Genomic DNA, 15464 nt, shown 5'->3' on the forward strand with positions numbered 1-15464 from the left:
GTCATGCGGGCGCACTCCTGATCAGCGGCGGAGCGCGGCCGGATTTCCCATGCCTCTGCGCCGGGTCTGCTATGGCGCGGTGAACACGCAGCGCCGACAACCCGAGCAATTAAACACGGGTGATATAGCTTGGCTGGCGCGCTCATGCAATCAAACCAATGAGATCCGGGCGTCATCCGATACGCAAAAGCGATACTTGCCGCCCGTTTTTGCCTAATGTGGTGAGAAAATCACCCAAGGAAAGGGAACGCGACGCATGCCAAGCCTGATGATTGTTCTACGCGCGTGGCTGTTGACGGCCATGATGAGTCTGCTTGTCGTCGGGGCGGCGCAGGCGCAGGACAGTGTCGCCGTCGAGGGGGATGGACTGGCAGAGGCCATCCGCCAAGCCTCCGAGGCCGGGGTTGGTGTGGTGATCCTGGACGGTCGCGGGCGTCCGCTGAGCGACGCCGCTGCGCGCGCGGACGCCGAAGCGGAGATGGCGACGGAGCCTGGCGTCATGGGCGGCGCATCGACGATGATGAAGGCCCAGACCGAGGTGCGCGATTTCCGGGCCAAGCTCAACGAGCGTCTGGCAGCGCTGCCCAATTCCTACAATGAGATGGCCTATATCCTGCGCGCCACCAGTCCCGACGGGCGCATCATGACCTTTGTCGAGGTGGTGATTGTTACCACGGTGCTGCTGCTGATCGGGCGCTGGCTGTCGACTGAAATCTACGGCAAGCGGCTGATCAAGCGCTTCGTGGTCAGCCGGATCGAAGACGCGCCAGAAGGCTACGCTGGCAAGATGCCCTTCCTGCTGATCCGCTTTGGCGCCGGGCTGGGCGCGACGCTGTTCGCGATGATCTTCGCGCTGCTGGTGACGCTGCTGGTCTTTGGAGCATCCGGTGATGTTTCGGTCGAGTTCACCTCGCTTGCGGTCTATCTGACCTTCTTTGCCGCGCGCACCCTCTCTGATCTGTGGCGCATGGTGCTGTCGCCTTATCTCAGCCAGTACCGTATCCCGTCGCTGGGGGACCGGGAGGCGCGGCGGCTTTATTTCTGGCTGTCGGGGCTGGCGACCTTTGATTTTGCCGCGGTCATGGTTGCAACCTGGGTGCAGGACTTCGGCCTCAACTACAATATTTACGCGCTGGCCTATGCCATTCTGATGCTGGCATCCTCTGTGCTGGCGATCCTGCTGGTGCTGTTCAATGCCCGGGCCATCTCCGGCGCGATCATGGGCTCCGGCCCGCGTGCTGCCGTGGCCTGGCCGATCCGCCTGTTGTGCTGGATCTGGGCGCCGCTGGTGATCCTGTATGTTGCCTTCGGCTGGCTGGCTCTGACCTTTGATCTGGTCCTGGAGAACCCAAGCCCGGTGCCGCCCACGATGGGGCTGTTCGCGGTGATGACCTCGATTTTGGTGGTCTATGGACTCACCAATTATGTGATCGAGCAGTTCGGCACGCACCGTCGGGTTCTTGTAGCGCAGACGGCCTCCGATGACTGGGATGATCGCGTTGACGAGGGCGAGGCCCCTGCGCATGAACGACCAAAGCACCCGATCGCAACCTTTCGGGATCTTGCCCGCCGGGCGGCTGGCATATTGGCCTTTCTCGTCGGTGCAGTGTCGCTGATCTATGTCTGGGATCCCGAGTTCTCGCTGCAGGATGCTCCGCGGCTGGACCGGGTGATCGACGTGCTGGTGATCCTGTTCATCGGCTATCTGGTCTTCCATGTCGCGCGCATCTGGATCGACAGCAAGATCGAAGAGGAAACGCAGGATCAGCCGGAAGGGGAGCTGGGGGATGAGGGCGGTGGCAGCAGCGCCAGTCGGCTGGCGACCCTCTTGCCGCTGTTCCGTGGGGCCATTTTGGCCGTGGTGGTGGTGACCATCATCCTGATCGTGCTGATGGAGATCGGCATCAATGTCAGCCCGTTGTTCGCCGGTGCCGGTGTGGTGGGTCTGGCGGTGGGCTTTGGCTCGCAGACCCTGGTGCGCGATATCTTCTCGGGCGCTTTCTTCCTGATCGACGATGCCTTCAGGCGCGGCGAATACATCGACATCGGCAGCGTCAAGGGCACGGTGGAGAAGATCTCGGTGCGCTCATTTCAACTGCGCCATCATCTGGGCGCCCTGCACACCATCCCGTTTGGCGAGATCCAGGTGCTGACCAATTACTCCCGCGACTGGGTGATCATGAAGCTGCCGCTGCGGGTGACCTATGACACCGATGTGGAGAAGGTGCGCAAGCTGATCAAGACCCTCGGCAAGGAGCTGTTGCAGGATGAGGTGATCGGCCACAACTTCATCCAGCCGCTGAAGTCGCAGGGCGTGATCGAGATGCAGGATTCGGCGATGATCATCCGGGTGAAGTTCATGACCAAACCGGGCGATCAGTGGCTGGTGCGCAAGAAGGTGTTCCAGGAGATCCGTGACCTGTTCGAGCGCGAAGGCATCAAGTTCGCGCACCGCGAGGTCACCGTGCGGGTGGTTGACGACAGTGGCGAGAAGGTTGCCCCGGCCAAGCGCGATGCAGCGCTTGGGGCGGCGCAGGCGGCGATCGAGGATGATCTGATGGATGCCAATGATGGCGGCGGCGACGACCGCTGACGCTGGCGCAGAAGGCATGCGGGGGCGCTCCCGCCTGCCATGCTGAATGCGCAGGTGCCCTGCGCCTCGCTGGCAGTTGGGCCAAGCGCCGCGCGCGCCCCGAATGGGGCGCGCGCGGCGCGGGTCGCTTCGGGCAAAGCCCGAAGCGAAACATCGCTTGATCCTTTGGGATAGGTCGGAAGGCTCAGAAGTGGGGTGCGGGCCAGTCGGCGGCGTCGGTGCCGCTCGGGGTGGCGGGCAAGCTCCAGCCCATGTGGCAGCCCGCGAGCGACAGCGGCGCGCGCAGGCGGCGGGCAGGCCCCCAGCCGCTGTCCTCATGATCGCCGTAATCAGCCTCATCCGCCGCCGCGATTTCCACCCCGGCCAGCGATTTGGGCAGGGTGACCAGTTCTTCGGCCATGCGGGCCAACGACAGGCGGGCCACGGCGGTCTCGGCGCCGCTGGCAGCTTGTCTGAGCGCAGTCAGTACAGCCGCTGCCATCATATATCCGGTGGCGTGGTCGAGGGCCTGCACCGGCAGCGGTGTGGGCTTGTCGGCTCCGGCCCAGACACGGCCCGCATCGGCAAGGCCCGAACTCATCTGCACCAGGCTGTCAAATCCGCGCCGTCCCGCCCAGGGGCCGGTCCAGCCATAAGCGTCCAGCGTCACCTCCACCCGGTTGGGGGCGATCGCGTCGCGGGTGGCGATGTCCAACCCCAGCGCATCCAGCGCACCGGGGCGGTAGCCATGCACCAGCACATCGGCGCGGGCCAGCAGCTCCTTCAGCCGCTCGCGGCCTGACGTCCCGCGCAGGTTCAGCTGCGCCATATGCTTGCCCAGGGTGATGTCCTGCAAGACGCCCGGCTCGTCCCAGCCCGGCGGGTCGATCCGCAGCACATCGGCGCCGAACCCGGCCAGCGTGCGGGTGCTGACCGGACCGGCCAGCACCCGCGTCAGATCGAGCACCCGCAGCCCCGCCAGCGGCCGGGCGAGACAGGCGGCGGGGCGGTCGCGCAGCACCACGCGGCGTGGTTTGATCCAATCCACCAGCGGCTCCTGCGCCACCGCCTTGCCCTGCGGATGCGCCATCCAGTCGGCGCGGCTGCGCATGGCAGCAGCGACACCGCCTGCCTCGACGACCGCGCGCTCCAGTGCATCGCCGTCCCAGCGTGCCACCGCCGCGGTCACCGCATCGCGATCCTCGGTGCAGTCCAGCACCGAGAGGGCGGCTGCGCGGTGGTGCGGCAGGTTGGTGTGCAGGCGGATCCAGCCATCGGCACAGGCATAATCCCCGGCGATCGGGTCCCAGAGCGCGGGCATCTCCCAGCCCTCGGGACGGAAGGAATAGCCAAACCACAGTGACGCCAGCCGCTGGTCCACCGTGACCTCCGGCGCTGTCGGCGCGAGGTTCAGCGCGGCGATCAGATCGGCCAGCGCCAGACCCACCGCGCCAAGCGCGGCATTGGCCAGTTCCGAGACCGCATAGACACTGGGGCGGTGGCCGGTGCCGGTGATGTGGTAGCGATCAGCAGCCGGGAGAGAGCTGAGAAACGTCATTGCTGATAGGGGTCCAAACTGTCGCGCAAACCGTCGCCGAGGAAGTTGAAGGCCAGCACCACCACGATGATCGGCAGCATCGGGATCGCGGTCCAGGGGTAGATCTCGATATTGGCGAGGTTCTGCGCGTCATTGAGCATCACGCCCCAGCTCACGGCGGGCGCGCGCAGTCCAAGCCCGAGGAACGACAGCGCCGTCTCGCCCAGGATCATTGCCGGGATCGACAGGGTGGCCGACGCGATCAGGTGGCTCATGAAGTTGGGCAACAGGTGCTTCTTGATCACCCGGCCCGACGAGGCCCCCATCATCTCGGCGGCGCGGACGTATTCCTCTTCGCGCAAGCTGAGGAATTTGGCCCGTACCGAGCGCGCCAGCCCCGGCCAGTCCAATATGCCGAGGATGATCGAGATGATGAAGAACACCGCCACTGGCGACCATGTGGAGGGCACCGCGGCGGAAAGCGCCAGCCAGAGCGGCAGCTCCGGCAGGCTGCGCAGGATCTCGATCACCCGGTTGATGACCCAGTCGATCTTGCCACCGAAATAGCCCGCAACCGAGCCGAAGAAAATGCCCAGCACAAAGGACACGGTGATGCCGATCAGACCCACCGTCAGCGACAGTTGCGCGCCAAACAGGATGCGGCTGAAGATGTCGCGGCCCAGCCGGTCAGAGCCCCAGAGGAACAGCGTAGCGCCCTCCGGGGCGCAGAACAGATGTGTATCGGCGCGGATCAGCCCGGCGAGGCGATATTCTGCCCCCTCGCAGAAAAACTCGATCTGCCGGGGATTGTCATAGTCAGGCTTCACGACCCATTGAAACGTCTCAAGATCCGCCTCCGAGGTCAGCGGATAGATGAACGGGCCGAGGAATTCGCCCTCGTGAAACAGGTTCACCGATTGCGGCGGCGAGTAGAGGTGTTCGGCATCGCGTTCGTTTGGTCCGTAGGGGGCGATAAAGCCGACAAAGGGCAGCATCACATAACAGAACAACAGGAACACGCCGGAGATCAGGCCCAGACGGTGAGTCTTGAACTTACGCCAGATCAGCACCCAGTTGGGGGCGTCGAGATCCTTGCGCTCCAGCTCGCGGATGGAGGCGTTTGCATCATAGGGCGCATCGTCGACGTAGCGGCCATCGGGGTATTCCTGGCTCATGAATCGCGGCCCTCATAGCGGATGCGCGGATCTAGGAGGACCAGCAACACGTCGGAGATCATCGTGCCGATCAAGGTCAGCAGCGCCACGAACATCAGCACAAAGCCCGACAGGAACATGTCCTGCGATTTCAGCGCCTGCAGCAAGACCGGGCCGATGGTCTGCAGACCCAGCACCACCGAGACCAGAACCGAGCCTGAGACCATTGCGGGCAGCAGGTTGCCGATATCGGCCACAAAGGGGTTGAAGGCCACCCGCAGCGGATATTTCGCCAGCATCCGCGAGGGGCGCATGCCCTTGGCCACGGCGGTCTCCACGTAAGGTTTGCCCAGCTCGTCGAGCATGTTGGCGCGCAGGCGTTGCATCATGGCCGAGGCCCCGGAGGTGCCGATCACGAAGGTCGGCACGATCAGGTGGATCAGGATCGATTTGACCTTGTCCCAACTCATCGGTTCACCCTCGAATTCCGGTGCCATCAGCCCACCGATGGGAAGGTCGAGGTATTGATGCCCGTAGTAGAACAGGATCAGCGCCAGCAGAAAATTCGGGGTGGCCAGACCGAGATAGCCGATGAAGGCAGCGGTATAGTCGATCATGGTGCGGGACTTGGCGGCCGCCAGCACGCCGAGCGGCAGCGCCACCATATAGACAAACAGCACCGCTGCGAGGTTCACCAGCACGGTGAGCCAGAGGCTGTCGCCGACGATCTCGGACACCGGGCGGTCGAATTCGAACGACCAGCCAAAGTTGCCCTGCAGCATGCCGGAAAACCCGTGCGGGCCGGGCAGCATCCCCATCCAGATGAAGTACTGCTGCCACAGCGGTTTATCCAAGGCGTATTCGCGGCGCAGGAATTCGGCCTTGGCGACGCCCGCCTCCTGTCCGGTGGCGCGCAGCTCCGCGATCTGGTTTGACAGGAAATCCCCCGGTGGCAGGTTGATGATGAAGAACACCAGGACCGAAACCAGCAGCAGGGTCAGCAGCATGGTGCCGAACCGGTAGATCGCGTAGCGGAGGATTTGCATCAGCCTTCGCCATCCTCAAAGAAAAACTCATCCATCCGGTGCACGCCGAAATGCGCCCCCGGATCCCAGGCCCAGATCGCGGTTTTGGGTACGTTGCGCAACCGGTCGGAGACCACCACGGGCTGCGGCGCACCTGCGACCAGACCGATGGCAAAGACATTGTCAGCGTGGATCTGCAGCATCTCGCGCCAGGCTTCGGCGCGCATGGTGGCATCCGTGGCGAGGTTCCAGTCGTGCAGCAGCTCCATCAGGCGCTCACCGGCGGGCAGATCGGGGGCTTCACCCACGGAGCCGCCCGTCTGGTAGAACTGACCCCATTTGGGCCAGGACAGGAACACCTGATCGGTGGGCGCGAGGTAGGCGGGCGAAGTATAGCTTTGCGGCAGACCGTTGTCCCAGCCGTACCAGACCGAGGCCATGGTGGTGCCGGAGAACACCCGGTTGCGCAGGATGTCGCGGTCCAGCGGGCGCATCACCAGTTTCACGCCCACGTCGCGCCAGTCATCGGTGATGATCTGTAACGCGTTCTCCACCTCCTGGCGTTCGCCGGCGGTCTCGATCACCAGCTCCATCGGGCGGCCATCGGGCAGGCGGCGGATGCCGTAGCCGTCCCGTTCGACCAATCCGGCCTCGTCCAGCAGCGTGTTTGCCAGCTCCGGGTCATATTGGGCCCAAGCATCGCGCAGGCTCTGGTCGAAGAACGGGCTCTGCTCCAGCACCGTCATGGCGCCGGGCTTGGCCAGTTTGAAATAGAGAGATTTGTTGATCGCGGCGCGGTTTATGGCCACCGACAAGGCCCGGCGCACGCGCACGTCGCGCAGGGTCTGGCGCCAGACCTCATCGCCGGAGTTGAGGTTGGGGTAGATCGCGATCTGCGAGGCGGTGCCGGAGGACCAGAGTTCGGTGCGATAGCCGCCATTGGCCTCGCCCTTGCGCAGGATCGGGATGTCGCGGAAATCTAGGCCCCGCGCCTGCAGGTCGGCCTCGCCCGCGTTGGATTTGGCCGCAACCAGCCCGCCGGAGACGATCTCCATCTCCACCGTGTCGATATAGGGCAGCTGCAAACCGTTCTCGTCGATGCGGTGGTAATAGGGGTTGCGCACGAACTGATGGCGGATCTTCTTGCCGGCAGTGGCGTTGAGCCAGGGCTGCAGCGTGGGCAGGTCCGGGTTGTCGAACTTGTCCATATTGTCGCGCTTGTTGTGCAGTGCGGCCCAGCTCTTGACTCGCGCGTAGTCGATTTCCTCCTGCAGCGCTTCTGGCTCGGCAAAATCCTTGTGGAACTGCTTCAGATAGGCGGAGGGGCGATAGATGAAGGGCGGCGCGGCCTGCGCCAGAACCTGAAGAAAGCTGGGGTTCGGCCGGCTCCATTCAAAGACAACCGTGGAGGCGTCCGGGAATGTCACCTCTGGCAGCTCGCCTTCGACGCGGACGAAATCCGGCGGGCCGGTGGGGTTCAGCTCGGCGTTGTTGGCGATGTGTTTCCACCAGTATTCGAAATCGGTCGAGGTGAATGGATCGCCGGAGGACCACTTGTGCCCCTCACGCAGGTTCAGGGTGAAGATACGGTTGTTTTCATTCTCGAAGCTTTCGAGGATGTCGGGCACCAGGTCATAGGCCTCATTGTAGCCCACCAGCCGGGCATAGCCGTAGACCACCATCTGGCGGATGTCCTTGGAGCGGGTGACCATGGTGTTGAGCGTGCCGCCCTGAACGCCGGGCGTGCGCCCCTTGGCGGCGACGTTCACCACCAGTGGTTCTGCCGGGACACGCTCGGCCACGGGGGGCAGGTCACCGGCCTCGACTTCATGGCTCCAAAAGGCGCTTTCCTGCAGGGCGGGCTGGGCAAGGGCGGCAAGCGGCAGCGCCACGGCAAAGGCCAGCGCGGAGGTGAAGAAAAGCGGGGTTCGGGCGTTAAACATGGCAGCGCACCTTATGTCCGGGGTCCAGTGGCATCAGCGGCGGCGCGTCCTGTCCGACAAAGCGGAAGGCCTCCGGCCAGCTTTCGGGCGCACCGGCGCCCTGAGCCACGAGTTTGAGGTTGATGGGCCGGTCCACGTCCGGAACCGGCTGAGCGGCGATCAACGCCTTGGTATAGGGGTGTTTGGGGTCATGAAACAGCACTTCCGGCGGGGCCTGCTCGACGATCAGACCCCGGCGCATCACTGCGACCTCGTCTGCGATGCGGGCGACCACGGCGAGGTCGTGACTGATGAAGAGATAGGACAGCTGGCGGGCGTCGCGGATGTCTTCCAGCAGGGTCAGGATCTGCTCCTGCACCGAGACATCCAGCGCCGAGGTCGGCTCGTCGCAGACCAGCAGCTTCGGGTCGAGCATCAGCGCGCGGGCGATCGACAGGCGCTGGCGCTGGCCGCCGGAAAACGCATGCGGAAAGCGTGTCAGCATATCCACGGGCAGGCCGACCAGACGCAGCATCTCGGCGGCGCGGGCCTTGTGCTCGGCGCGGTTGCCGATGCCGTGGATCTCCAGCGGTTCGGCCAGCGTGTCGATGATACGCTGGCGGGGACTGAGCGAAGAATACGGGTCCTGAAACACCATCTGCGCCTGTTTCTGAAACAGGCGGCGGCGGGCGCGATCCATGTCATGGACCTTCAGCGGTGCAGCACCGGGGGCATTGCGAAACAGGATCTCGCCGCCGGGGTCCACCGTCTCGGCGCCAAGCGCGATGCGGGCGGCGGTGGTCTTGCCGGAGCCGCTTTCGCCGACGATGGCCAACGTCTTGCCGCGCGGCAGGGTCAGGTCCACGTTCTCGCAGGCGCGCACCAGCGTCGGTTTGCTCCAGCTCTTGCCGGATCGCATGGTGAAGGTCTTGGTGACGTTGCGCATCTCGAGGATCAGATCCTCGGTGCCGTCGCGCAGGGGGCAGATTGCCTCGGGGATCTTGGGGGCGGCGTTGAACAGGTGCTGGGTGTAGGGATGGGCGGGCGCGCGCAGGATCGGCTCGGCGGGGCCAGCCTCCATCACGCGGCCCTTGTGCATCACCACCACCTGTTCGGCCATATTGGCCACCACGCCGAGATCATGGGTCACCAGGATCATCGCCATGCCGGTTTCCTGCTGTAGCTCCTTCATCAGCCCCAGCACTTGCGCCTGAGTGGTCACGTCAAGCGCCGTTGTCGGCTCGTCGGCGATCAGCAGGTCAGGCTTGGCGACCATGGCCATGGCGATCATCGCGCGCTGGCGCATGCCGCCCGAGAGTTCAAACGGATAGGAGCGCCAGGTGCGCTCCGGGTCGGGAAAGCCGACGCGCTCGAAGCACTCCAGCACCTCGCGCTTGGCGTCGGCCTCGGAGGTGGAGCGATGCAGGTGGATCACCTCGACCACCTGATTGCCGATCCGGTGCAGTGGCGACAGCGAACGCATCGGTTCCTGAAAGATCATCGCGATGCGGTTGCCGCGCACGTCACGGCGCATCTGCCGTTCGCTGATACGCGCCAGATCAAGATCGCCGTCGCTGCCGCTCAAGATCATGCGGCCCGAGTGCAGGCGCGCGGTGCGCGGCAGAATGCGCAGCACGGCGCGACAGCTGATGGTCTTGCCAGAGCCGCTCTCGCCGACAAGCGCCAGCGTTTCGCCGGGGTTCACCGCGAAATTCACATTCCGGACAACCGGTGTGTCCTTCCCGAACCCAATACTGAGATCTTCAACCGACAGAAGGGGGCGCATTCAGATGCTCCCGTCATGCGGCCGCTGCGCAGGACTTGTGATGAGTGTTCTCCCTAGTTTTTCGCCATACCTTCGCGCGGGCAGGCCCTTGTAGTCAAATGTCATTTGCCCAACGGCCACCGTCTCAGAGTGAAATGTGACACTGCGGCCCATTCCCGCGGCGCAGCGGGGCGACGACACGGCTGATAGGGCGCGGTTGCAACACTAACGCGACAAGCCGCGTGCCGGTTCCGCCGCGTCTGGCGCCCGGCGTGGGGCGCGACATGAGGTGTGGGCGCGGCGCCATGCGCGTTCTGAGCAGGCCCTTGTGGCTGGACGTGACGTTTCTTCTCTCCGACGGTGCTCATCCTGTAGCCTGTGGTCAGACTCAAACATATCAGCAGGAGATCCGCATGATCTTTTTCGATTGTTCCACCGCTCCCAATCCGCGTCGGGCGCGGATGGTGCTTGCCGAAAAGGGTCTCACCCCGGAGGTGCGTGAGATATCCATCGCGAAGGGCGAACAGCTGAGTGCTGAGTTTCGCGCCATCAACCCGCACGGCATGGTGCCAGCGCTTGAGCTGGACGACGGCACGCTGTTGACCGAGAACCTCGGGATTGCGGCCTATCTTGAGGCGCTACAGCCAGAGCCGCCGCTGCTGGGGCGCGGCGCGCGGGAAAAGGGCCTGGTGATGATGTGGAACGCCATGGTCGAGCAGCAGGGCGGCCTGCCCATCGCCGAGGCACTGCGCAACAGCCATCCGGCGTTTGAGAACCGCGCGGTGCCAGGCCCTGTGGACTGCCCTCAGATCCCGGCGCTGGCGGAGCGGGGCCGGGCGCGAGCAGAGGCGTTTTTTGGTTTATTGGAGGCGCGCTTGCAGCAGGTGCCCTATCTGGCGGGCGAGAACTTCAGCTTTGCCGATATCACCGCCTTTGTGTTTGTCGATTTTGCCCGCGTTATCAAAATGCCGGTGCCGCAGTCGCATGAGGCGACGCTGGATTGGCAGGCCCGTATTGCAGCCCGGCCCAGTGCGGCGCTTTGAGTGCCGGCGGCGGGCGGCGTGGCTTGCACCGGCGGACGGGGCGGGGCACTGTGCCTGCGCGCCGGACGTGCGCCTGATTGACCGAGGGCCTGATGACACCGAAACCGCTGCTGCACCGCGATGATCCCGAGGCCGCGCCCCTGGTGGGCAATATCAAGGTCACCCGTGACGACTGGCTCAACATCGGTCTGGATGTGCTGATCCGCGACGGGGAGGAGCGGGTGAAGGTGCTGGCGCTGGCCGAGGCGATGGGGGTCTCGCGGTCATCCTTCTACTGGTATTTCAAATCGCGGCAGGACCTGCTGGATGCGCTGCTGACCCGCTGGGAAGAGACCAATACCGCCGGTCTGATCGCCCAGGCGGCGGTGCCAGCAGAGCGGATTACCGGCGCGGTCCTGAACATCTTTCGCTGTATCGCCAACCCGGCGCTGTTCAACACGGCGTTGGATTTTGCGGTGCGCGACTGGGCCCGCCGCTCGGATGCGGTGCTGGCACGGATGCGGGACGGGGATGCGGCGCGGGTGGCGGCGCTGACGGAGATGTTCGCCCGCTACGGCTGCGGCGAGCGGGAGGCGGTGACCCGGGCCAAGGTGCTCTATTACATGCAGTTGGGCTATGACATGGCGGAACCGGAGGAGAGCCATGATTATCGTCTGGAGATGACGCCGGAGTATCTCAAGGTGTTCACCGGACAGGCCCCGACCGCAGATGAGTTGGCCGAGTTTTCCGACTACAGCCGACAGTTCTGGCAGGATCTGTCGCGCTGAGTGTCAACGTTGCCCAGTGGGCGCGCTGACGCGCGGTAGGTTTGAGCCTTGCCCCCTTGGGGGGCAAGGCGGTGGCCTCCGGCGGGAGGTATTTTCAAAAAAGGTGAAGGAGGTCAGCCGCGCAGGGCTTCGACCTCTGCCTTGACGGTTCGGGCGGCCTCTTCGCGCACCGGGCCGTAGCCGCGGATGTCCATCGGGGCGGCGAGGATTTGCGCCATTACGTCGGAGGCTTGGGCCGTCGGATGGGCGGCGATATCTTCGATGATGTCCATGAACCAATCGCGCAGGTCGCGGTGCATCCGGGCCTCGCCGTGGTAGGCGAAGGGGTTGAGCGGTGTCTGCCGCAGGCTCTTTCCCTTGGCCAGCAGGGTCAGCAGTGGTGACATCCATGCCCCCAGCGCGCGTTTGGCGGGGCGGCCGCGCGCGTCGGTTTTGAAATTTAGCAGCGGCGGCGCCATGTGGTATTTCACTGTGAAATCGCCGTCAAATTCGCGCTCCAGTTCGGCCTTGAAACTGTCGGCGCTCATCAGGCGGGCGACCTCGAATTCATCCTTGTAGGCCATCAGTTTGAATAGGCTGCGCGCCGCATGTGTCGTCAGGCTGTCGGCCTGATCGCGGGGCAGGGCGGCGTGCAGGCGAGCCAGCTGGTCGCGATAGTCCTGCGCGTAAGCGGCGTCCTGATACTGGGTGAGGAAGGCGGCGCGGCGGTCGATCAGCTGCTGCAGCGTTTCTTCTTCGGGCGTGTCCTCGGAGTACTGTGCTGCGAGCCGGTCCGGCGCGGCGGCCAAGGTGCGGCCGATGGCAAAGGCCAGCTGGTTTTTCTCGATGGCGACGCCGTTCAGCACGATGGCCTGCTGCAGCGCGCTGAGGCTGACGGGCACCAGTCCCTGCTGCCAGGAAAAGCCCAACATGATGACATTGGCCAACACCGCATCGCCGAGCAGCGTCTCGGCCACCGCATTGGCGTTGAGCGCGGCGACGTTCTCGGCCCCCACCACCGAGGCCACGGCGCGGGCACGGGTGGGGATGTCGAGGCTCGCGTCGCGGCGCAGGACGATGTCGCCGGTTGGCATTTCGGCGAGGTTCAGGGCCACTTGAGCACCGGCGCGATAATGCGCCGAGGCCTTGGGCGCGGAGGACACCACCGCATCACAGGCGATGACCGCATCCGCGGAGCCCTGATCGGTGCGCACCTGGTGCACGTCTTCGGGGGTCTTTGCCAGGCGGATGTAGCTGAGAACCGTGCCGAATTTCTGCGCAAAGCCGGTAAAGTCGAGCACCGAGGAGCCTTTGCCCTCCAGATGCGCAGCCATGGTGATCAGCGCGCCGACGGTGACAACACCGGTGCCGCCCACCCCAGTGACCAGCAGATCGAAAGGCCGTGAGAGCGTGGGCAGCTCTGGTGTTGGCAGATCGGCTGTCAGGCGCTGGGCGTCCAGATCGGCGATCTGTTTCTTGCGGCGCGTGGCGCCCTCAACCGTCACGAAGCTGGGGCAGAAGCCATTGAGGCAGGAGAAATCCTTGTTGCAACTGGAGAGGTTGATCTTGCGCTTGCGTCCGAAGGGGGTGTCCTTCGGCTCGACACTGAGGCAGTTGGATTCAACTGAACAGTCGCCGCAGCCCTCGCAGACCAGATCGTTGATCCAGGCAAAGCGCTTGGGGTCTTCCATGGTGCCGCGCTTGCGGCGGCGGCGTTTTTCGGTGGCGCAGGTTTGTTCATAGATCAAGAGGGTGACGCCCTTGACCTCGCGCAGCTCGCGCTGAACCAGATCGAGGTCTGCGCGATCATGAAACGAGGTGCCGACGGGAAAGTCACTGCGGGTGAATTTGTCGATGTCATCCGAGATCAGCGCGATGCGGTCCACCCCTTCGGCGCGGCTGGTCTGGGCGATACCCGCAACCGAGACCGGACCGTCCACTGGCTGACCGCCGGTCATGGCAACCGCGTCGTTATACAGCACCTTGAAGGTGATATTGGCCCCCGCCGCCACCGCCTGCCGGATCGCGAGTGAGCCGGAGTGATACCAGGTGCCCTCGCCCAGGTTCTGGAACACATGCTTGCCGCCGTTGTATTTCGACGCCACCAGATGCGGCACGCCCTCGCCGCCCATCTGGGCATAGCCTGCGGTGTCGCGGCCCATCCAAGAGGCCATGACGTGGCAGCCGATGCCGGAGTTGGCGGTGGAGCCGTCGGGGATCTTGGTCGAGGTGTTGTGCGGACAGCCCGAGCAGAAATAGGGCGTGCGGGTGGCGCCAGTGATGTTCAGCAGGTTCGGGGGCGTGTCGGTCAGGGCGCGCGCCTTGTCCAACAGCTTCAGCTCGGGGAAGAACCGGTCCAGACGCTCCGCCACCACCGGCACCAGCATCAGGGGGCTCAGCTCGCCGACCCAAGGGATCAGCGGTTCGCCCGCGGCGTGGTATTTGCCGACCATCTTCTTGGGCTTGTCGCCGGGCCAGTCGTAGAAATACTCCTTGAACTGGCTTTCAATGATGCCGCGTTTTTCTTCGATCACCAGCACCTCTTCCTTGCCGTTCACGAAACGCAGCGCCTCGGCGCGGGCCAACGGCCAGACCATGCCGACCTTGTAGATGTCGATGCCAAGGTCGCGGCAGGTGGCCTCGTCCAGATCGAGCAGGCGCAGGGCTTCCATCAGGTCGAGATGGCCCTTGCCGGTGGTGACAATGCCAAAGCGAGCCTCTGGCAGATCATAGATGCGACGGTCGATCAGGTTCGCTTCGGTAAAGGCACGCACGGCCTGCAGTTTGGCGCGGATGCGGGTCTCGATCTCGGGCGAGGGCAGATCGGACGAGCGAATGTGCAGCCCGCCGGGATAGTCAGGCAGGTCGGGCAGGGTGAACTGGCGGTCCTTTGGCAGCTCTACCGAACGGCCGCTTTCCACTGTTTCAGACACCGCCTTGAAGCCAACCCAAGTGCCGGAGTAGCGCGACAGTGCAAGGCCATATTCGCCAAACGTCAGGTATTCGCCCACATCCGCCGGGTTCAGCACCGGCATGAACCACGACATGAAGGCGACGTCTGACTGATGCGGCATCGAGGAGGACACGCAGCCGTGGTCGTCACCTGCCACCACCAGCACGCCGCCCTTGGGCGCGGAGCCGTAGGCGTTGCCGTGTTTCAGCGCGTCGCCAGAGCGGTCGACGCCGGGCCCCTTGCCGTACCACATGGAGTACACGCCTTCGACCTCGCAATCGGGGTCAAGAATGGCTTGCTGGGCGCCAAGCACGGCGGTGGCGCCAAGATCTTCGTTCACCGCGGGCATGAAGTCGATGCCGGCGTCCTTCATCCGGTCGCGGGCGCGCCAGAATTCCAGATCGACGCCGCCCAGGGGCGAGCCACGATAGCCGGAGACAAATCCGGCGGTGTTGAGCCCGGCGGCGCGGTCGCGACGGGACTGGTCCAGCATGATCCGGGCCAGCGCCTGGGTGCCGGTCAGAAACACGCGGCCTTCGGTGCGGGCATAGCGGTCCTCCAGCTGGTAAGTCTGAAACGCGTGGGACAGCTCGGTCATGATGGCTCCTTAAAGTGGCTATCGGTCGGGGAAATGGATGAAGTGGCTGAAAGTGTAATTCGAAAGATGTGAAAAATCTTGCCAGAGCATGCGGAAATTGGCAGTTAATCGGAAAATTGGACCAGATATTATGGATTCTTGGGAGTGAG

The 15464-nt window shown here is 64.3% G+C and carries 9 protein-coding genes; 3 read left to right on the forward strand and 6 right to left on the reverse strand.

Annotated features, from left to right (window positions below):
* Window positions 1-256: 256 nt before the first annotated feature.
* Complete coding sequence (locus R0J92_RS08470) at window positions 257-2593, forward strand: mechanosensitive ion channel family protein (protein ID WP_411051360.1); 2337 nt, start codon at window positions 257-259, stop codon at window positions 2591-2593.
* 184 nt (window positions 2594-2777) lie between these two features.
* On the opposite strand, the gene R0J92_RS08475 is transcribed toward R0J92_RS08470, so the two are convergent.
* The 5 genes from R0J92_RS08475 to R0J92_RS08495 are packed head-to-tail and all read right to left on the reverse strand — an operon-like array spanning window position 2778 to window position 9996.
* Complete coding sequence (locus tag R0J92_RS08475; RefSeq protein WP_411051361.1) at window positions 2778-4130, reverse strand: CoA transferase; 1353 nt, start codon at window positions 4128-4130, stop codon at window positions 2778-2780.
* Window positions 4127-5284 carry an ABC transporter permease gene (locus R0J92_RS08480; protein ID WP_106161852.1) on the reverse strand — a complete coding sequence of 386 codons (1158 nt, stop codon included), beginning with the start codon at window positions 5282-5284 and terminating at the stop codon, window positions 4127-4129. Before R0J92_RS08480 ends, R0J92_RS08475 begins: the two co-directional genes overlap by 4 nt.
* Window positions 5281-6309, reverse strand: coding sequence for an ABC transporter permease (locus tag R0J92_RS08485; protein WP_106161854.1), 1029 nt, complete (start codon window positions 6307-6309; stop codon window positions 5281-5283). The genes R0J92_RS08480 and R0J92_RS08485 overlap by 4 nt, the downstream gene beginning before the upstream one ends.
* Complete coding sequence (locus R0J92_RS08490) at window positions 6309-8231, reverse strand: ABC transporter substrate-binding protein (protein ID WP_411051362.1); 1923 nt, start codon at window positions 8229-8231, stop codon at window positions 6309-6311. The genes R0J92_RS08485 and R0J92_RS08490 overlap by 1 nt, the downstream gene beginning before the upstream one ends.
* Window positions 8224-9996 (reverse strand): dipeptide ABC transporter ATP-binding protein, encoded by a 1773-nt coding sequence (locus tag R0J92_RS08495; protein WP_411051363.1) that lies wholly within the window; start codon window positions 9994-9996, stop codon window positions 8224-8226. Before R0J92_RS08495 ends, R0J92_RS08490 begins: the two co-directional genes overlap by 8 nt.
* A gap of 392 nt (window positions 9997-10388) precedes the next feature.
* Between R0J92_RS08495 and R0J92_RS08500 the strand changes: the two genes are divergently transcribed.
* On the forward strand, window positions 10389-11018 hold the full coding sequence (locus tag R0J92_RS08500; protein WP_411051364.1) for a glutathione S-transferase family protein: 630 nt from the start codon (window positions 10389-10391) through the stop codon (window positions 11016-11018).
* A gap of 92 nt (window positions 11019-11110) precedes the next feature.
* Complete coding sequence (locus R0J92_RS08505; protein ID WP_411051365.1) at window positions 11111-11785, forward strand: TetR/AcrR family transcriptional regulator; 675 nt, start codon at window positions 11111-11113, stop codon at window positions 11783-11785.
* Between the two features lie 113 nt (window positions 11786-11898).
* Here R0J92_RS08505 and R0J92_RS08510 read toward each other — a convergent pair whose 3' ends face one another.
* Entirely contained in the window at window positions 11899-15315 is a 3417-nt protein-coding gene (locus tag R0J92_RS08510; protein WP_411051366.1) for an indolepyruvate ferredoxin oxidoreductase family protein, read from the reverse strand.
* Window positions 15316-15464 lie beyond the last annotated feature (149 nt).

Source organism: Tritonibacter sp. SIMBA_163 (assembly GCF_046535935.1).
GTDB lineage: Bacteria > Pseudomonadota > Alphaproteobacteria > Rhodobacterales > Rhodobacteraceae > Epibacterium > Epibacterium scottomollicae.